Origin of the sequence: Acinetobacter sp. SFA, from assembly GCF_001647535.1 — a bacterium.
Lineage (GTDB): Bacteria > Pseudomonadota > Gammaproteobacteria > Pseudomonadales > Moraxellaceae > Acinetobacter > Acinetobacter pecorum.
In genome coordinates this window covers 51612-69433 of record NZ_LSZI01000016.1, presented here as the reverse complement: position 1 = coordinate 69433, position 17822 = coordinate 51612, and the positions used below count along the sequence as shown (strand labels likewise).

General features: G+C 44.8%; 17 protein-coding genes. 10 read left to right on the top strand and 7 right to left on the bottom strand.

Translation table 11 applies throughout. From position 1 onward, the window contains the following. Positions 1–483, top strand: a 483-nt coding sequence (locus tag AY607_RS15225; RefSeq protein ID WP_227509967.1) for a 4Fe-4S dicluster domain-containing protein, incomplete at its 5' end; no start/stop codon positions are given. Between the two features lie 99 nt (positions 484–582). Here the strand turns inward: AY607_RS15225 and tusA are convergent. After that, positions 583–843: a sulfurtransferase TusA gene (gene tusA / locus AY607_RS07110; protein ID WP_064102195.1), complete on the bottom strand. Its 261-nt coding sequence runs from the start codon at positions 841–843 to the stop codon at positions 583–585. 200 nt (positions 844–1043) lie between these two features. Between tusA and AY607_RS07105 the strand changes: the two genes are divergently transcribed. Beyond that, on the top strand, positions 1044–1883 hold the full coding sequence (locus tag AY607_RS07105; RefSeq protein ID WP_064094929.1) for an HlyC/CorC family transporter: 840 nt from the start codon (positions 1044–1046) through the stop codon (positions 1881–1883). Next, on the top strand, positions 1880–3439 hold the full coding sequence (gene lnt, locus AY607_RS07100) for an apolipoprotein N-acyltransferase (RefSeq protein WP_064102194.1): 1560 nt from the start codon (positions 1880–1882) through the stop codon (positions 3437–3439). The genes AY607_RS07105 and lnt overlap by 4 nt, the downstream gene beginning before the upstream one ends. 162 nt (positions 3440–3601) lie before the next feature. On the opposite strand, the gene AY607_RS07095 is transcribed toward lnt, so the two are convergent. The 3 genes from AY607_RS07095 to gspF all read right to left on the bottom strand — a co-directional run bounded on the left by AY607_RS07095 (position 3602) and on the right by gspF (position 5937). Next, the gene (locus AY607_RS07095; RefSeq protein WP_064094931.1) at positions 3602–3937 is read right to left on the bottom strand and encodes a hypothetical protein; all 336 of its coding nucleotides are present in this window, start codon (positions 3935–3937) and stop codon (positions 3602–3604) included. Positions 3938–4221: 284 nt separating this feature from the next. Beyond that, positions 4222–4656 (bottom strand): type II secretion system major pseudopilin GspG, encoded by a 435-nt coding sequence (gene gspG, locus AY607_RS07090; RefSeq protein WP_064094932.1) that lies wholly within the window; start codon positions 4654–4656, stop codon positions 4222–4224. Positions 4657–4731: 75 nt separating this feature from the next. Continuing rightward, complete coding sequence (gene gspF, locus AY607_RS07085; RefSeq protein ID WP_064102193.1) at positions 4732–5937, bottom strand: type II secretion system inner membrane protein GspF; 1206 nt, start codon at positions 5935–5937, stop codon at positions 4732–4734. 150 nt (positions 5938–6087) lie between these two features. Between gspF and AY607_RS07080 the strand changes: the two genes are divergently transcribed. The 7 genes from AY607_RS07080 (at position 6088) to AY607_RS07050 (ending at position 13140) form a co-directional block, all read left to right on the top strand. Beyond that, entirely contained in the window at positions 6088–8310 is a 2223-nt protein-coding gene (locus tag AY607_RS07080; protein WP_064102192.1) for a primosomal protein N', read from the top strand. A 75-nt stretch (positions 8311–8385) separates the two neighbouring features. Beyond that, positions 8386–10239, top strand: a complete 1854-nt coding sequence (locus AY607_RS07075) for a cation:proton antiporter (protein ID WP_064102191.1) — start codon at positions 8386–8388, stop codon at positions 10237–10239. A 50-nt stretch (positions 10240–10289) separates the two neighbouring features. Next, a complete protein-coding gene (locus AY607_RS07070) occupies positions 10290–11165 on the top strand; it encodes an Hsp33 family molecular chaperone HslO (protein WP_064094936.1) in 876 nt (291 codons plus the stop codon). Between the two features lie 325 nt (positions 11166–11490). Further along, positions 11491–11952 carry a DUF2147 domain-containing protein gene (locus AY607_RS07065; RefSeq protein WP_064094937.1) on the top strand — a complete coding sequence of 154 codons (462 nt, stop codon included), beginning with the start codon at positions 11491–11493 and terminating at the stop codon, positions 11950–11952. A gap of 149 nt (positions 11953–12101) precedes the next feature. Next, positions 12102–12437 carry a hypothetical protein gene (locus tag AY607_RS07060; protein WP_171255292.1) on the top strand — a complete coding sequence of 112 codons (336 nt, stop codon included), beginning with the start codon at positions 12102–12104 and terminating at the stop codon, positions 12435–12437. Between the two features lie 20 nt (positions 12438–12457). Next, positions 12458–12787: a chaperone modulator CbpM gene (locus AY607_RS07055; RefSeq protein ID WP_064094939.1), complete on the top strand. Its 330-nt coding sequence runs from the start codon at positions 12458–12460 to the stop codon at positions 12785–12787. Positions 12788–12873: 86 nt separating this feature from the next. Further along, a complete protein-coding gene (locus AY607_RS07050) occupies positions 12874–13140 on the top strand; it encodes a YdcH family protein (protein ID WP_064094940.1) in 267 nt (88 codons plus the stop codon). Between the two features lie 114 nt (positions 13141–13254). On the opposite strand, the gene AY607_RS07045 is transcribed toward AY607_RS07050, so the two are convergent. The 3 genes from AY607_RS07045 to rpsO all read right to left on the bottom strand — a co-directional run bounded on the left by AY607_RS07045 (position 13255) and on the right by rpsO (position 17358). Then, positions 13255–14487, bottom strand: coding sequence for a magnesium transporter CorA family protein (locus tag AY607_RS07045; RefSeq protein ID WP_064102189.1), 1233 nt, complete (start codon positions 14485–14487; stop codon positions 13255–13257). 264 nt (positions 14488–14751) lie between these two features. After that, a complete protein-coding gene (gene pnp, locus AY607_RS07040; RefSeq protein WP_171254907.1) occupies positions 14752–16839 on the bottom strand; it encodes a polyribonucleotide nucleotidyltransferase in 2088 nt (695 codons plus the stop codon). 249 nt (positions 16840–17088) lie between these two features. Continuing rightward, a complete protein-coding gene (gene rpsO / locus AY607_RS07035) occupies positions 17089–17358 on the bottom strand; it encodes a 30S ribosomal protein S15 (RefSeq protein WP_004637724.1) in 270 nt (89 codons plus the stop codon). Positions 17359–17822 lie beyond the last annotated feature (464 nt).

Below are 17822 nucleotides of genomic sequence, written 5' to 3'. Positions count from 1 at the left end.
GGCCCGGCGATGCACAAGTTCGGTCAATGGATGGGTGGTGCATTCAACTTCATCGACCAGAACGTGTTTAAAGTGCCGTTCACCCTGCATGATCTGCTGCCTGACTTCAAGGCATTAAAAACTGTCGATGCAGTGAACTTCAAGCCGACCTATCCAAAACCGGATGGCAAGCTGACTTTTGACCGACTGTCTTCGGTATTTGTATCGAACACGGTCCATGAAGAAAACCAGCCTTCGCATTTGAAACTAACTGATCCATCCATCCCGGTTGAAGTGAACCTGCCGAAATGGGATGAGCCTGCACAGCGTTACTGCCCAGCGGGGGTGTATGAAATCATGGAAAATAATGACGGTTCCAAGCGTTTCCAGATCAATGCAGCCAACTGTGTGCACTGCAAGACCTGTGATATCAAGGATCCGTCCCAGAACATCACCTGGGTGACACCGGAAGGTGGTGGTGGTCCGAATTACCCGAATATGTAAGTTATAAATCAAAATAAAATAAACCCGCCTCAGAGCGGGTTTATTTTCAAGATCAATTCAAAATTATCAGTACACGAAATGCATAAATTTTTGGCAGATTTAGCCGCCTTTTTTCACTAAATAATGAAATTCTTTATTGCCATTTTCATCCAGTCGCTCTTCCTGCAATAGCAATTCATGCCCCAGATGCATACAGAACTTTGGAATATCCCAAGACGTTGAATTATCCGTGGCAAACACCTCAACCACGTCGCCAGCTTTGGATTTACGGATCGCCTGATGCAACATCATTACCGGCTCAGGACAACGTAAACCTCGGGTATTCAATTGCAGGCTTGGAATAATTTCAGTGAAGGACATCGAAACACTCAGGATGAAAAGACATCATATTTTAACATAAACCTGTGATTACAGGACTGCTTTGGATATAGGTCCAGGTTTAAAATCGGCACTGACTTACGCGATCAAGACTGCACATCATATTTACAATAGACAAGCGTATTTTCTGCGGTATGATAAAACCACGTTTTTTTAGATATTAAGAGTCTTCAGGAAAAATCATGCACGAGGAATCAGGCCCGTCGTGGGGTATGCGCGGTTTACGCAAATGGCTGGGAACTGCACCCGAAACTCGCGACGAACTGCTAAAATTAGTACAAGATTCACGTCGATTTTTAGAACCCGATACTGTTGCCATGCTTGAGGGTGTACTTGACCTCCCGGCAACCAAAATTCGTGAAGTCATGACGCCCCGTACGTCCATGATCAGCTTGCAGGAAGATGACCAACTACTGGATATCCTGCATGTGCTGGTCGAGTCTGCACATTCACGCTTTCCGGTATTCTCATCCGATCAGACCGACAATGTAGTCGGAATTCTGCTGGCCAAGGATTTATTGCCTTTTCTGACCGAGCCGACCACCAAAGTCGATATTCGCGCGCTCATGCGCCAGCCTTTGTTTGTTCCAGAAAGTGCCCGTTCCGATCAGGTACTGCGCATGCTGAAAAACACCCAGACACATATTGCCGTAGTGATTGATGAATACGGTACGACTTCGGGTCTGGTGACACTGGAAGATATTCTGGAAGAGATTGTCGGTGAAATTGAAGATGAACATGACAATATCGATGAAGAAGCACAGTACATTGTTCCGGATAACGACCCGACTACCGCCAATACCTGGATAGTCCAGGCCCTGACTCCGATCGAGTATTTCAATAATATGCTGGATACGAATTTCCCTGATGATGAAGTGGAAACCATGGGCGGCTTGTTATTACAGGAAATTGGTCTGGTGAATGATCTTGAAGGTCAGACCATTGAACTGGAAAACTGGCAGTTTACCATTCTTGAGGCAGATTCGCGTTCTATTCACCTGATTCGAGCCGTGCGCCAATGAGAGCGTATTTCGATAAGCTGTTGAGTTCTTCTCAGCGGCAGAAAACCTTGCCGCTGATCTATCCTGTCTTAATTGCCTTATTTGCAGGTGCCATCTTCAGCTTGGCACTGGCTCCCTATCATTACTGGTGGCTAGCCATTCTGTCTCCGGCCCTGCTCTATGCCTGCTTGCGTGGACGTAGTGCGAAACAGGCCTTTGGTATTGGCTGGGCTTACGGGATCGGCTTGTGGTTTGTGGGTGCTTTCTGGCTCTATACCTCCATCCATGTCTATGGCGATACCAGTGCCTTTCTGAGCATTGTGATGATCCTGATCATGGCGTTGGTGATGGGTCTGTTTAGTGCTGTTCAATGTTTTGTTTACCGGCGCTTTTTCCCGGAAACCCCTTTAACCTTTGCCCCGCTCTGGGTACTGTTTGAATGGGCCAAGACCTGGGTATTTACCGGGTTCCCATGGCTGTTTGCTGGTTATGCCTTTACCGAACGCTACCTAGATGCCTATGCGCCCTTATTCGGCGTATTCGGGGTTTCTTTTGTGGTGATCATTCTGGCCTGTGCGCTGGTTGAAATCCTTAATAGACGCCTGTTCTGGGCGATTCCTTCAGCCATCTTGTTACTCGGTGCCTGGGGTGCAGCACAGCTGACGTTTGTTGAGCAGAAAAATCAAAAGCCTTTAACTGTTTCCCTGATTCAGGGCAATATTCCGCAGGACCTGAAATGGCTGACAGAATATCAGGTAAAGACCTTACTGATTTATGCCAATCTGAGCAAAACAGAATGGGGCCGAGATCTGATCGTCTGGCCAGAATCTTCGATTCCCATGTTCCAGACTGATATTGAAGCCTTTCTGGAAGCCATGAAAGTCCAGGCTGAAAAATCCGGAACGGCCTGGGTGACCGGCATTCCGTATTGGGATTTGGCCGAATCTCAGACTGCGGGCTATCCAAAATATTACAACAGCATTATGGCGAGCGGAGATGAATCGGATGGGCTGTACAAGAAACAGCGTCTGGTTCCGTTTGGTGAATATATTCCCTTGTCAGGCTGGTTAAGCTGGGTATTGCCGGGTTTACAGAATGATCCGTCCATGAGTGGTTTTACTCGGGGTACAGATCATCAAGAACCGTTGAATGTAAAAAATCATCCTTTGGGTTCTGCGATTTGCTATGAGGTGGCTTATCCTAATTTGACCCGCCGTAATGCCAGCCAGAGTGATTTTCTGGTAACCGTATCTAATGATGCCTGGTTTACCGGTACAGCAGGGCCGCTACAGCATCTGCAGATGGTGCAAATGCGTGCCAAAGAAAATGGCCGCTGGTTTATCCGTGCCACCAATACTGGTGTGACTGCGTTTATTGATCACAATGGTCATATTGTGAAAAAAGCCCCGATGGATCAGGAAGTGGTATTACGTGGTGAACTTCCAGCCATGCAGGGCGTAACCCCGTATATGAAACTCAGCGACTGGCCGGTCCTGATCTTCTCGGTTCTACTCTTGCTAGTGGGCTGGCGCTTCCGTCCACGTAAAGTGGATGTCAGCTTTAAATCTAGACGGTAATTTCTTCAAGTCCCCATTTTACAAAGGGGGATTTAGGGGATTCCTGAATCATGAATATAGTATCTTATCAACCTCTCCTAAGCTCCCGTTAATAAAGGGAGGAACACTCAAGGAAATAAAAAACCGAGGTCAAAGCCTCGGTTTTTTATTGCTTTCAAAAATTTAAAACTGTACTGCCAGATAACAGAGCATGCTGGCTAAAGACAGCATCGGTACATGACGATAAATATGAACTACAGCCTGTTCAAATGCTGAGCTTTGCTCGGCCTGAATGCGAATAACACTCGCATTTAATGCTGACCAGAAACATAGAGCCATTAAACTACTCATCAAACTGATGGCAAAGAAAGCCACCATAATCTGGCTGCTACCTTCGGTGCTCTGCCATAAATGAACGATTCCCTGACTGACCGGCAACATGCTTAAAACCAGAAGAACAGATTTCAGCATCAACCAGTGAAATTGGTTGATTTCATCTTTCAAGATAAATGCTTTCATATGTTTCTCCGTTGGCGAGCCAGGTGCCTTTCAGAGCATTATGAGCTTTTTCAAATAAATAGAAAGTGTAGCTTTATTCATATCTTACGAGAATTGTAATAGATAAACATGGGAATAATTCTTATTATAACTCGCATATCGTTTCTATTATTTAATTTATATAATTTTCAAAAACTTATATTATATTTTATAATTAATACCTATTATCACTTCACTTAACACAAAAATAAGCTATGAAGTGAAGTGATATATTCCATTCAGTGAGAATTTAGAATGATTCTCGATTATGGCTGATAATAAATATCGGCATCTGTTCCTTCACCGCCCGCTTGACCATCTGCCCCAAATGAATACAGATCGAAGCTTCGACCATCGGTACCCGGAATCACATATTGCAGTTCATTATCCCAGCTGTCTTTTGGAAAACCGCCTTTGACATAACCACCCGGCATCCAGTTTTTTGCAGTCGCTGGCTGGTTCACCAGTGCATCTAGACCACCTTCCTGCATGCTTGGATATTTACCATTGTCGAGCTTATATTGATCCAGTGAACCTGCAATACTCTGCAACTTGATCACGGTGGTATCTACTTTGGCTTTTTCACCGCGCCCCATCACGTTCGGAACGATCAGCGCAGCAAGCACACCAAGAATAACAATCACTACCATGACTTCGATTAAGGTAAAGCCTGTCTGTTTATTTAATTGTTTCCTTTTCATTCACTCTCTCTCATTCATTTGCATTATTCAGACCACTTGAATCTTGATCACAGCAAAATTCTAACTGGTTACTGTTTAAATCATATTATTCATATTCACAATTGGCAGCATTACTGCTATCACAATGACCAGAACAATACTGGCCATCAGAACCAGCATTAAAGGTTCCAGCAAAGCCAGTAAAGTTGAAATCAGGGTGGTCACTTCACGATCCTGCATCTGTGAAGCACGCTCCAGCATTCGGTCGAGTTCACCGGATGCCTCGCCACTTCTGATCATTTGTACCATCATCGGCGGGAAATAACCACTGCGTTCCAGTTGGGTTGCCAAGTTACCGCCTTCGGTCACTTTTTCAGCAGCCAGATTCACCGCATCACGGATTACCCAGTTATTGCTGACCGCAGCTCCAATGCGCAATGCATCGACTAGCGGCACGCCAGACTGGGTCAAAATGGATAAGGTACTGGCAAAACGCGCGGCATTAATCCCGCGTGATAGTTTCCCAAATAGCGGCAGCTTTAAAGTCAGACGGTCAAAGGCATAATGCCCGGCGGTGGTTCTTAAAAACCGGACCAACAGGAAAATCCCCAAGGCTCCACCGATCAATAAAAATGGCCAGGCAAGGCGGATAAAATCACTGGCTTTCATCAAGGCCACGGTAATCCAGGGCAGGGCATCTTTACTCTGGTCAAAGGTCTTGACGATATCCGGCACCACATAGGTCATCAGTCCCATCACGATTGCAAAGGACATCAGCATCAGGATAATCGGATAGATCATTGCACCTTGAATTTTTTTCTGCATGGCGAAACGATTTTCGGTATAGTCTGCCAGTTGGTCCAGAATCAGATCCAGATGCCCGGAACGCTCACCGGCCGCAATCGTGGCAATATACAGCTCGGGAAACCGTCCCGATTGCTGCAAGCCTTGCGCCAGACTATGCCCTTCCAGCACTTTTGAGCGCACTGACATCAGCAGGTTTTGCACATGTACTTTTTCACTTTGCTTGCCGACGGCGCGAATCGCTTCTTCCAGTGGAATTGCGGCGGCGACCAGTACGGATAATTGCCGGGTCATCAGAGCCAGATCATAGGCGGTGAGGCTTTTTTCAAACCATTTTCGTCGATAATGCCGGTCTTTTTTCTCTACAGGATCGACAGAGACTGGAATAAGCGCTTTATCCCGTAATTGTTGCCGGATCTGACGCGCAGAATCCCCTTCCAGCACGCCTTTTTGCTGCTTCCCTGAAGCATCAAGCGCAATAAACTGATATGCAGGCATTGTAATGCTCTAATTTTCCAAAATTTTGCTTAACGCTGTTGCGTCAGACCACCCAAATCATTCATATTCTTTGATATAAATTATCTGCTCACTCTAACATAATCGAACTTTAAGCACGACGAAATTTCTTCAGGATCTCCACCCCAAGATATGCAAAATTCTCACCCAGATTCAAGTCCACTTTATCGCGTACGCGTTGCTGTACCTGTGCATGTATTTGATTGTTTTGATTACACAATGAGTGCAGAACAATTTGAACAGGCGCAGATTGGCGCACGTGTACTGGTGTCGTTTGGCCGGCAGAATCTGGTCGGGGTGATTATCGAAAAACTGTCCGCAGACACTCCTCTCGACCCGCGCTTTAAACTTAAGGCTGTGACCGAACTGCTCGATGAACGTGCCATTATAGATAGCAAAGTTTTAAGTTTGTTGACATGGTCAGCACAGTATTATCAGTTTCCGATCGGTGAAGTCGTTCACAGTGCCCTGCCAACCCTGCTGCGTCAGGGCAAGCCTTATAACCTGCTGGCTCGCACCTGGAAGCTCCTGGACACTAATGCCGAGGCCAAAGTACGCCGTTCAGACAAGCAGCAGGAAGCCTACCGGATTTTAAAACTGCATCCGGTCGGGACCACTGAAACTGTGCTCAACATGGCCGGGATTGAAACCGCGACCTTAAAAGCACTGGAGAAAAAAGAGATTTGCGCCTGTGTGCTGGAGTTACAAGATTTCAGTCCGCAGCCGATGCAACTGGCACAGATGCCGCTAACGGCCAATCCTGAACAAAAACATGCAGTCGAACAGGTATTAAAATATCGCAATCAATATCAGGCTTTTTTACTGGATGGTCTGACCGGCAGCGGTAAAACTGAAGTGTATTTGCAGATCATGGAGCAGGTACTGAAACAGGGCAAACAGGTGCTGGTGCTGGTGCCGGAAATCGGCCTGACGCCGCAAACCATCAGCCGGTTTCAGTCCCGTTTTCATTGCCATATTGCGCTGCTGCATTCCGGGCTGAATGATTCCAAACGGCTACAAGCCTGGCAGTCGGCAGAAACCGGCAAAGCCTCGATTGTGCTGGGAACACGTTCCGCCATTTATACGCCAATGCCGAATCTGGGCCTGATCATTCTGGATGAAGAACATGACCTGTCCTTTAAACAGCAGGAAGGCTTCCGCTATCATGCCCGAGATGTCGCCCTGTACCGCGGCCATTTACAGCAATGTCCGGTAATCTTAGGGTCAGCCACTCCAAGCATTGACAGTTATGCGCTGGTGCAACATGGCAAGATGCAGGTGCTGGAGCTGAACCAGCGTGCCGGCACGGCCTTGATGCCCAAAATCCATATTCTGGATTTAAAAGTCGCACAGAAGCAGCATGGGATTAGCCTGCAATTGATTCAGGACATCAAAAAGCGTCTGGAGAAAAAGGAACAGGTGCTGATTTTTTTAAACCGCCGTGGCTATGCCCCCGTTCTGCTTTGTGGCAGTTGCGGCTGGCAGGCACAATGTCCGCACTGTGATGCCAACTTCACTGTACACCGTCAGCCTTATCAGCATCTGCATTGTCATCATTGCGGTACCATTCACCGTATGCCGGAACACTGCCCGCAATGTCAGCATCAGGAACTGGTTACACTGGGCATGGGCACCGGCAAAGTCGAAGAACATCTGAATGAACTCTTTCCGGATTTTGAGGTGATTCGGGTCGATCGCGATTCCACCAGTCGGGTCGGCAGCTGGCAGAAAATCTATGACAAGATTCAGAAAAGCGAACCAGCAATTCTGCTCGGCACCCAGATGCTGGCCAAAGGCCATCATTTTCCTTATGTGACGCTGGTGGCGATTCTGGATATCGATTCCGGTCTGCTCAGTGTTGATTTCCGTGCTACTGAACGGACTGCACAATTGATCGTGCAGGTTGCAGGCCGGGCCGGACGTGGTGAACACAAAGGCGATGTCTATTTGCAGACGCTCAGACCTGATCATGCCCTACTAAATACGCTGGTGAATGAAAATTATCGCGTGTTTGCCCAGCAAACCTTAAAAGAACGGCAGATTGCCCAGATGCCGCCCTATCGTTATGCCATCCTAATTCGCTGTGAATCCAAGGATCAGGCACAAAATACCGAATTCTTACAGAAACATGCAGCTCTTCTCAGGCAATATCCCGATCTGGTGCTGGACATCTGGGGACCGATTCCTGCGCCAATGGAACGTAAGGCTGGACGCTATCAGTCACATATGGTGCTATTGTCAGCGGATCGTCCACGTCTGCATTACTATGTGTGCAGCTGGTGGCAAAACATGCTGCAGGACAAGCCTTCCAGCATGAAGCTCACGCTGGACATCGACCCTCAGGAACTGAGCTAAGAGATATTGCGCCTGAGGGTCGCTTTAGAATACGAAACTGCGAGTCTGGATCAAGCATAAATTTAGGGCAGGAAAATGTCGATACTGTTACAAATAACACTGGTTCTGGTCATTGCACTGTTGATGGTGCCACTGAGTAAAAGGCTCAGGTTGCCAAGTGTGCTGGGCTATCTGTTAACAGGAATTATCTTGAGCCCAGGCCTTTTGCATCTGATTCAGGCACCTGAAGTCATGCGTAGTTTCATGCAAGTCAGCCTGATGGCCCTGATGTTCTGGATCGGCCTGCAACTAAGACCACAACGCATCCTCCAGATCCATCCCACCCTATGGATGATGGCAACTTTACAGGTACTGACCAGCGCGCTGATTTTCAGTTTGATGGCATGGACCTTTTTGCAGCAAGGTCTGCTTGCTAGTATCGTGATTGGGCTCGCCGGCAGTTTATCTGCCATGACACTAGTCATTCAACAGTTGAACAACCAGCAACAGTTTGCCACCAGTTATGGTCAACAGACTTATTCGATTCTGCTGGTTCATGCCCTGTTGGCCATTCTGGTGATTGCAGCCATTCCCTTATTTGCCGGGATTCGCTCCACTGAACATGGCGTGGCCTACTTTGCTGCCCTCATCGCGACATTGAGCGGTCTGTTCCTATGTAATCGTTACCTGATGCAACCGCTATATCGCTGGATTGCCAAAAGTGGCAGTCACGAATTGCACGCGATTGTGGCGATTGCGGTGACCTTGGCACTGTTGGTGCTGATGAATACCCTCGGACTGAGTCTATTCCTGGGGGCCTTGTTTGCCGGTATTTTACTGGCAGATTCAGATTTCAGGCCAGCGGTAGAAAGCACGATTCGGCCTTTTCAGGGCCTGTTGATGGGCCTGGCCTTTATCAGTCTGGGCATGTCACTACACTTACCTGATCTGCTCAATTTCCCCTGGATCATTCTCGGCGGCACCCTCGCTTTGATCTTGGTCAAGTTTGCAATCAACCTAGCATTGGCGCGTTATCATCAAAATAGCTGGCGCAATAGTACCCTGCTGGCAGCCAGTTTGGCACAAGGTGGCGAATTTGCCTTACTGGCACTAATGATTGCAGTATCCGACCAGATTATTACGGGTGACCTGCTCTCTCCCTTGCTGTGGATGGTGAGTTTTTCCTTGCTGCTGACCCCCGTATTTTATTGGTTATTGCACAGTCAGATCTTACCGCGTCTGGATCGCCACAATCATCTGGCAGCGACTTTTGAAACTGATATTAATCCTCAAGCTCATACGCCAATCCTGCTGATTGGCTTTGGCCGCTTCGGACAGATCATTGCCCGGATTTTACTGCAACAGCAACATGCATTTAGTGTCATGGACAGTACTGTGCCAGCCACTGAGCTTCTGGCGCAGTACGATATCCCTTTCTATCAGGCAGATGCGACAGAACCGGCAGCCTTGATGCAGGCAGGGGTTGCCACGGCGCAACAGGTCATTGTCGCCATTGATGATATTGAAGACTCAATGTTGATCGTGCGGCATCTTCGGCTGAATTATCCTGAAATCAGTTTATGGGTTCGCGCCCGTGACCGGCATCATGTGCAGTTATTACAGGATTTGGGCGTGCAACACATCTGGCGTGAAACCTATCTTTCTGCATTAGAATTGAGTCGCGCCTTATTAGACCAGCTCAATACTAACCCCAAAGAAAGCCAGTTACAGATCCAGAACTTCCGTGAACAGGATGAACAGCTTTTAAGCAGCCAGTATGATCTGGATCCAGAACAACATTCAACAGATAAAAAGTACCGGAACAGTTTGGCTGAACTGGAGTATCTATTTGCTCAAGATCAACGCTATAAAGTGCCAAAACCAGAGATGTCGCAGCAACCAGATACAAACAGCGTAACAATTGATATGTTAAGGGATGATCTGTCATAACTTGTGTTTTACAATAATGACACCATTAAAACAGGGTTATGGAGAATTTTATGTCTGATTTACGCCAACGCTTTTTTATTGAAGATAGCCCTGTTCGTGGTGAAGTGGTGCATCTTGAAGAAGCTTTACAAACTATTTTAGCGCAACGTGACTATGCACCTGCAGTTAAAATCCTGTTAGGTGAAATGCTCAGTGCCACTGCCCTGCTGGCCAGTACATTGAAAATTAAGGGCCGTATCAGCCTGCAAATTCAGGCATCAGGTACATTTAAATGGGCTATGGCAGAATGCAACCATTTGGGTGAAGTTCGCGCTTTAGCTGATTATGAAGAAGACCCGCACTTTCTGGTGGGCGAAGACAGCAGTACAGTTTTGAAGGCACTGAACTCTCCGGTTCTGTTCATCAATATCGAACCAGAAATGGGTGAACGCTATCAGGGTATCGTACCCCTTGATAAAGAAAACCTAGCGGGCTGTCTGATGCAGTATTACGATCTTTCGGCACAGATTCCGACGCGCATCGTACTGGCAAGTGACCAGCAGCGTGCGGGCGGTTTACTGATTCAGCTGTTACCGCGTAATAGTGAAGAAGAACAGCGCCGTGTAGATGAAGATCTGTGGCCACGTCTGACCATGCTTACAGAAACCTTGAAGGCTGAAGAACTGGTTGGGTTGCAAGCTACTGATATTCTATATCGTTTATATAATGAAGAAGAAGTGCGTCTGCCAGATACGGAAGTGTTGAAGTTTGGCTGTACCTGCTCTAAAGAGCGTTGTGCCGTTGCCTTGCAGCAAATCGGTATAGAGTCGATCCGTGAAACACTGGAATTCCAGAATCCGATCGAGATGGACTGTCAGTTCTGTAATAGCCAGTATACGTTTACGGCTGAAGAAGCTTTAGGTCTTTTCGGTGAGCATCTGAGCTAACCAACCCTACTTCTCTGTTTTAAAAAGCATTCTTCAGGAATGCTTTTTTTCCATTTGAATCTCTACAACGCTGAAGAATAGAAAAAAGTATGTCCTTACAGTAGAAAATTCGCCCCTGCCTTAAGTTTCACTCTCTGGTAAATCTCACCCCAGACCTCTACTTAAATTGCGATATTATTCACATCAATAAAAGCCTAACATTTCTCATTTTCAGAAAATTTAAGAGAAAATAATCACATTTTATTTTCTTGATTTAATTACACTTTTAAAATAAATTAGAGCAATAATTCTAAAACGAATAGATTATCTTACCAACAGGCATGTTATGAAGAAATTATTGAATACTCTAGTAATGGGGATGAGTTTGGCCGTAGTTTCAAGTTTGGCCTTTGCCTATGAAGATCCGCTAGTGGGTAAATGGAAAACCATTGATGATCAATCTGGCTATTCCCGTGCAGATGTAGAAATTCGCAAGAAAGCGGATGGTAGCTATGAAGGAATTATTGTTGAAACACGCAGCCTGCCAGGTGCAGAAAAAATGGGGATCTGCCATAAGTGTCCAGGTCAGCTCAAGAACAAGCCTTTCCTAGGTTTGCCATTTATCTGGGATTTTAAAGCAGATCCAAAAAAACCGCGTGAATACCATGATGGCAAAGTGCTCGATCCGATCAGCGGCAAAGTATACAAAGGTAAAGCACGCTTAAGCACGAATGGTAAACGTCTGACCTTACGTGGTTACGTCGGCGTATCAGTGATCGGACGCAGTGTAACCTGGGTAAAATATTAATTTAAAATATAGATTTTAAAGCCCCTGTTTTCAGGGGCTTTTTACTTTGTCATGATTTGAAACAAGAAGGTACAAATAAAAACTGTTTCCTAGGGCGGAAAATTATAATAATGGATTGAAGACGGTTATTTTTTATTCATGTATATATGATGATCAATCTTCAGCCTCGTTCAACCTCAATTCTGCCTTTCGGGCTGTTATGTCATCCTCATTTGGTGCCACCTGTTCATCGCAGCTTTGTCAATATACGTGCCCTGCTGATCGAATATAAAACTATAAAAACAGGTTCAGCCTCCATCCTTTTGTATCTTTTGTATTTAGATGCTACTGAAGCAGATTTGGTCAGAGAGGCCGCATCATTGCATGCTCCCGTATATTCTCTCTGCATTTATGATCAGCTGAATCATCATGCCAAATATGCAGATCAGGAAAAAGATGGTGCTTTATATCAGCACCGTAATTTTCCTTTTATTTTGCATAGTTAGGCGGTTTAAGGAGTAGATCCATGACTACGATTCAATACCAAGAAAGTTTTTCACACGGTTATATTCCATCGGAAATTGTGGATGATCGTTCATTTGACCTGGCTCACTTTGCCGAAGCATGCGGACAAAGCCCGGAATGGGTCATGCAACTGATTGAATATGGAATATTGCCGGACCGTTCCAAAACCCAGCACAGTATCTTCCTGGGTGAAGATATATCACGCGCACAACGCGCCTACCGTCTGCAACGCGATTTCGATGCTTCGTTTACTGCAGTTGCCATGATGCTGGATTTGATCGATGAAGTGCAAGAGTTACGCCGTGAGGTTAAACATTTGCAACTCAAGTAAATCCTCTAATGCTCTGTCTATCTGCAGGCTTTTGCGGTAGCTCAGAGCTATCTATTTAATTTTAAAATGAGAGTATTAGAGTTACTATGAAAACCAAAGATTGTAATAAGAAAATCAAATATATGTTCCCCGAATATCGCGATTTAATTGTCCAGCTTCGGGAGGAAGATCCACACTTTGCCAAGTTATTTGAGGAGCATAGTGAACTGGACAAGCAAATCACTCAGCTGGAACTGGATCCAGTCAATCAGATCAATAGCGATATTGAACTGATTAAGCGTAAGAAGTTAAAAATAAAAGACGAAATATATAAAATACTGACGCAAACGGCTGAGGCAGGAAACTTGTCTTAAGTAGGAGCCAGGCAAGCCAAGCCAGGATCATCCTGCACATTGTGCCTGATGTTTGAATCCGCTTGGCTATGCTTAAAAATGTTATCTTTGTATACAAAAAAGATGTCACTGTTTTTATTTTAATTTGGTCAGTTTTTCGACTTTTTCTACGGTTTTTTTGACAGACTGCCTAATGGGCTTATAGTCCAGCAACCAGAGCAGGTTGATGTGTTGATCTTTATTTTGCTGTGCTAACAGATCAATCACGCTTTTCTCGCCCAAACCCACCAAGTGTCTGCGATAAAAATAATAGATTAATAATATGGTCGTAATACCCATGACGATTAGCATTATCCAAAATCCGGTGGGAGATTTCAAACCTGGAATAAACTCAAAATTCATCCCATAAATACCAGTTAACAGGCTCAAAGGTGCGAAGATGGCCGTGATAATGGCCAATATACGCATGTTTTCATTGGTTTGGTTGGCGATTGCAGAAAAATGTAAATCTATAGTAGCTTGGATCGAAGCACGCAGACGAACAATATGTTTCTGAATTCGCTCCACATGACTGATCAAATCATTGATACGGACTAGCAATATATCCAGTCGTTCAGACTTTTTCTTACCTTTCGCATGTGGGTAATTATCTATAATTTCATCCCTGAATTCTTGTAGAGTATCAATCTGCTCTTCACATAAATCTTCAACCTGCTGAAACGAGATGCTTTCTTGTAATAACTGATCCCATTTCTTAAATCGGCGACGCCCTTGCAATAATTCTTGCTGCCAGAATCCAACCCGTCGGGTCAGCGGTACACGCAAATCCAGATAACCATCCACCATGCTGTTTAGTAGGCGCAAGGACAAATCAAAAGGTGAAGCTGGAAGTTTACGTGACTTATTCTGTTCCCTGTTAGAATGAATAAAATTTAGCTCAATCCGGGAAATATAGTTTTGTAGGACTTTATTTCCTTGTTCACGTACCGTAACCAGAACTTGCGGCGTGATAATAAAACTGACAGGTGTGGTAGCCAGACCAAACATTTGTTCATGCTGTTCATCTGTCGTCCCTATCTCATCATCCGGAGTAATGAGCTTACGGAAAATCAGCAAGTTATAATCATCCATCGTATCAAATGAACAGGGATGCTCTAAATTTAAAATATCTTTTACATGAAATTCATTTAAAGACATATGAGCATGTTGATATATTTCTTTTTGCCAAGTTTCTACACGATTTACAACATCTATGCGGGTGCAATCAATCCAGATAAATTCAAGTTGAGTTTCAGCATCTGTAATGCGTTCTTTTTGTACAGAAAGATAATGATCTGAAAGATGCTGATAAAAATAATAAATTTTCATTAAAACTATTCTCTATTCACTATTTTAATTGCTCTATGACTGAATAGAAACTTAAGCCACTTTATCTATCAGCCTTAAAATTATGAGTCGGGCTGAAACCTTAAGCAATCACATAATGCTTTTATTTATAAGTCTTCATGACTACGCAGCTTAAAATAAGGTACAAAAAAGCCCTGTACCTGCCAAAGCAATCACCTTGGCAAAGTACAGGGCTTTTACTGATCTTTTATTCACATGGACTCAGCCATGTGAATGTGCAATCAATTATGCTTGTTCGATGTCTTTCATAGTCAGTTTAATACGACCACGGTTATCAACATCCGCAACCTGTACTTTCACATCCTGACCTTCTTTTAAAACATCTGCCACATTCGCAATACGCTCGTTCGAGATTTGAGAAATGTGAAGTAAACCGTCCGTACCTGGAAGGATGTTTACAAACGCACCAAATTCTACGATACGAATGACTTTACCTGCATAGATGGTACCTGGCTCAACTTCAGCAGTAAGTGCCTGGATTTTTGCAATTGCCGCTTGCGCAGCCGCTTTAGTTTCACCAAATACACGAACTGTACCGTTATCTTCGATATCGATTGCCGCTTTGGTTTCTTCAGTAATCGCACGAATGGTCGCGCCGCCTTTACCGATCACATCACGGATTTTATCCGGATTGATGTTGATTACCTGGAATGTCGGTGCGTGCATCGAAATTTCAGGACGCGCACGTGAAATCACCTGGTTCATCTCATTCAGGATGTGCATACGACCCGCATAAGCTTGGTTCAATGCAGATTCCATGATCTCTTCAGTGATGCCTTCGATCTTGATGTCCATTTGTAGCGCAGTAATACCGTTTGCAGAACCAGCTACTTTAAAGTCCATATCGCCCAAGTGATCTTCATCACCCAAGATGTCAGAAAGCACTGCGAAACGCTCGCCTTCTTTCACAAGACCCATCGCGATACCCGCAACTGGTGCTTTCAGTGGAACACCTGCATCCATTAACGATAATGAAGCACCACATACAGACGCCATTGAAGACGAACCGTTTGACTCTGTGATGTCAGAAACGATACGGATCACGTACGGGAAGCGGTCAGCCGCAGGAAGTACAGCTTGAACACCACGACGTGCCAGACGACCGTGACCGATTTCACGACGCTTAGGACCAGATTCACGACCAGTTTCACCTACAGAGTATGCAGGGAAGTTGTAGTGCAACATGAAGTTGTCAGTTTTGGTACCTGCAAGGGTATCAACCATCAGTGCATCACGAGTATTACCCAAAGTTGTTGTTACCAACGCCTGAGTTTCACCACGTGTGAACAATGCAGAACCGTGTGCACGATCTAGAACACCCACTTGTACGTCAATTGCACGAACAGTTTTGGTATCACGACCATCAATACGTGGCTTACCAGACAGGATATTGTCACGTACGGTACGGTATTTAAGATCTTCGAATAATTCGTTAACTTCATCAGCAATGCCAGTTTCGTCATTTTCAGGAACGAATTGAGCCAATGCTTCTTCTTGAAGTGCATCAAGTGCTGCATAACGTTCATGCTTAACTGCAATGGTGTATGCTTCAGAAATTTTCGCTTCGAATGCTTCTTTCAATTTGCCAAGAAGTTCTTCATTTTTAACCGGAGCAACCCAAGTTGACTCAGTTGCACCCGCAGCGGCAGCAAATTCTTTGATCGCCTGGATCGCGATTTGCATTTCGTCATGACCAAACAATACAGCGCCCAGCATCTGGTCTTCTGAAAGCTCTTTCGCTTCAGATTCAACCATCAACACTGCAGATTCTGTACCGGCAACCACAAGATCAAGATCAGACTCTTTGAGTTGTTCAAGGTTCGGGTTCAGAATGTATTCGCCGTTGATCAAACCAACGCGTGCGCCACCGATTGGACCACGGAATGGTGTACCAGCGATAGACAATGCAGCAGATGTACCTAACATTGCAGCAATGTCAGCATCCATCGTTTTGTCAGAAGAAATAACGGTTGCGGTTACTTGAATTTCGTTGAAATAACCTTCCGGGAACAACGGACGGATTGGACGGTCAATCAGACGTGAAATTAAAGTCTCAGCTTCAGACTGACGGCCTTCACGCTTGCCATAACCACCCGGGATACGACCAGCAGCATATTGCTTTTCTTGATAGTTTACAGTCAATGGGAAGAAGTCTTGACCTGCTTTTGCTTTAGGCTGTGCAACAACTGCTACAAGCACCTGTACACCACCCATGGTGATTACAACACTGTTTGCCTGACGGGCCACACGACCTGTTTCTAAAGTTACAGTGTGCTGACCGAATTGAAATTCTTTACGAACAATATTAAACATCGACATGTTTTATTTTTTCCTAATTTTATTCTAGTGGAGACCCCTAAGGTTTGGCATTCACGACCAACTGGACGAATAAATGACAAAGCTTAGAAGCCGACCTCACCAGATTAAATACTATTTTTAAACACAAAGAAGGAGCGAAATATTCGCCCCTTCCACAGACCTAGCCATAAGCCAAGCCAACTTTAGTTTTCAGCAATACAGCACAAAGCATGCAATAAACCCGAAAATAAAGTTTAAATCGAATTAACGACGTAAACCTAAAGCACCGATCAAAGCTACATAACGACCGTGGTCTTTACCATTTAGGTAGTCAAGAAGCTTACGACGTTGGTTAACCATACGGATCAAACCGCGACGGCTATGGTGGTCGTGTTTGTGCTCTTTAAAGTGACCTTGTAAGTCATTGATTTGAGCAGTTAAAAGAGCTACTTGAACTTCTGGTGAACCAGTGTCGTTTTCAGCGCGAGCAAATTTAGCAATGATCTCTGCGCGATCTGCGTTAGTTAAAGCCATTCGATTTCTCCGAGATGCTTATATATTTTGATAAAAATCAAAGTAATGAGAATTCAAAACCTTGACTGCCGTGCATCACTACAGCAAGTTGCATATTTTAAGGGAAAATGCGTCAAATTGCAAAAAGAGATCCATACTTTCGCATAGTTTTGGTCGCTCATTTTCTGGGTGCTGATCCGTTAAGCTCCGGTTCATGAAGTATTTATATACTGCAGTATGATTAAGGGAAAAATGATGAAATGAATGTGACTGAAATTTTTCTGTAAAGCTCAAGCGTGATGTAATTTACCCGCATCGTCAGCCTGCTCCGAAAAAATGAATAAAAAAAAGCCCGAGTAAACTCGGGCTTTTTGGCGCTGTAGTTCTTTCTCTTATCATTATTATTTATTGTATTGTTATATAGCGTTTTACGCTTATTATTATTTTCAAACATCCTGTTGAAAATTCATCTTCCGTGTATGGTA

What these genes read in the sequence shown, in the direction of transcription:
- gspG (WP_064094932.1), bottom strand. Translation starts at nt 4,656, where the DNA reads ATGAAAAGGAAACAATTAAATAAACAGACAGGCTTTACCTTAATCGAA.
- AY607_RS07070 (WP_064094936.1), top strand. Translation starts at nt 10,290, where the DNA reads ATGTCTGATTTACGCCAACGCTTTTTTATTGAAGATAGCCCTGTTCGT.
- AY607_RS07050 (WP_064094940.1), top strand. Translation starts at nt 12,874, where the DNA reads ATGAAAACCAAAGATTGTAATAAGAAAATCAAATATATGTTCCCCGAA.
- lnt (WP_064102194.1), top strand. Translation starts at nt 1,880, where the DNA reads ATGAGAGCGTATTTCGATAAGCTGTTGAGTTCTTCTCAGCGGCAGAAA.
- AY607_RS07105 (WP_064094929.1), top strand. Translation starts at nt 1,044, where the DNA reads ATGCACGAGGAATCAGGCCCGTCGTGGGGTATGCGCGGTTTACGCAAA.
- AY607_RS07060 (WP_171255292.1), top strand. Translation starts at nt 12,102, where the DNA reads ATGATCAATCTTCAGCCTCGTTCAACCTCAATTCTGCCTTTCGGGCTG.
- rpsO (WP_004637724.1), bottom strand. Translation starts at nt 17,358, where the DNA reads ATGGCTTTAACTAACGCAGATCGCGCAGAGATCATTGCTAAATTTGCT.
- AY607_RS07055 (WP_064094939.1), top strand. Translation starts at nt 12,458, where the DNA reads ATGACTACGATTCAATACCAAGAAAGTTTTTCACACGGTTATATTCCA.
- AY607_RS07080 (WP_064102192.1), top strand. Translation starts at nt 6,088, where the DNA reads ATGCAAAATTCTCACCCAGATTCAAGTCCACTTTATCGCGTACGCGTT.
- AY607_RS07065 (WP_064094937.1), top strand. Translation starts at nt 11,491, where the DNA reads ATGAAGAAATTATTGAATACTCTAGTAATGGGGATGAGTTTGGCCGTA.
- AY607_RS07095 (WP_064094931.1), bottom strand. Translation starts at nt 3,937, where the DNA reads ATGAAAGCATTTATCTTGAAAGATGAAATCAACCAATTTCACTGGTTG.
- tusA (WP_064102195.1), bottom strand. Translation starts at nt 843, where the DNA reads ATGTCCTTCACTGAAATTATTCCAAGCCTGCAATTGAATACCCGAGGT.
- gspF (WP_064102193.1), bottom strand. Translation starts at nt 5,937, where the DNA reads ATGCCTGCATATCAGTTTATTGCGCTTGATGCTTCAGGGAAGCAGCAA.
- pnp (WP_171254907.1), bottom strand. Translation starts at nt 16,839, where the DNA reads ATGTTTAATATTGTTCGTAAAGAATTTCAATTCGGTCAGCACACTGTA.
- AY607_RS07075 (WP_064102191.1), top strand. Translation starts at nt 8,386, where the DNA reads ATGTCGATACTGTTACAAATAACACTGGTTCTGGTCATTGCACTGTTG.
- AY607_RS07045 (WP_064102189.1), bottom strand. Translation starts at nt 14,487, where the DNA reads ATGAAAATTTATTATTTTTATCAGCATCTTTCAGATCATTATCTTTCT.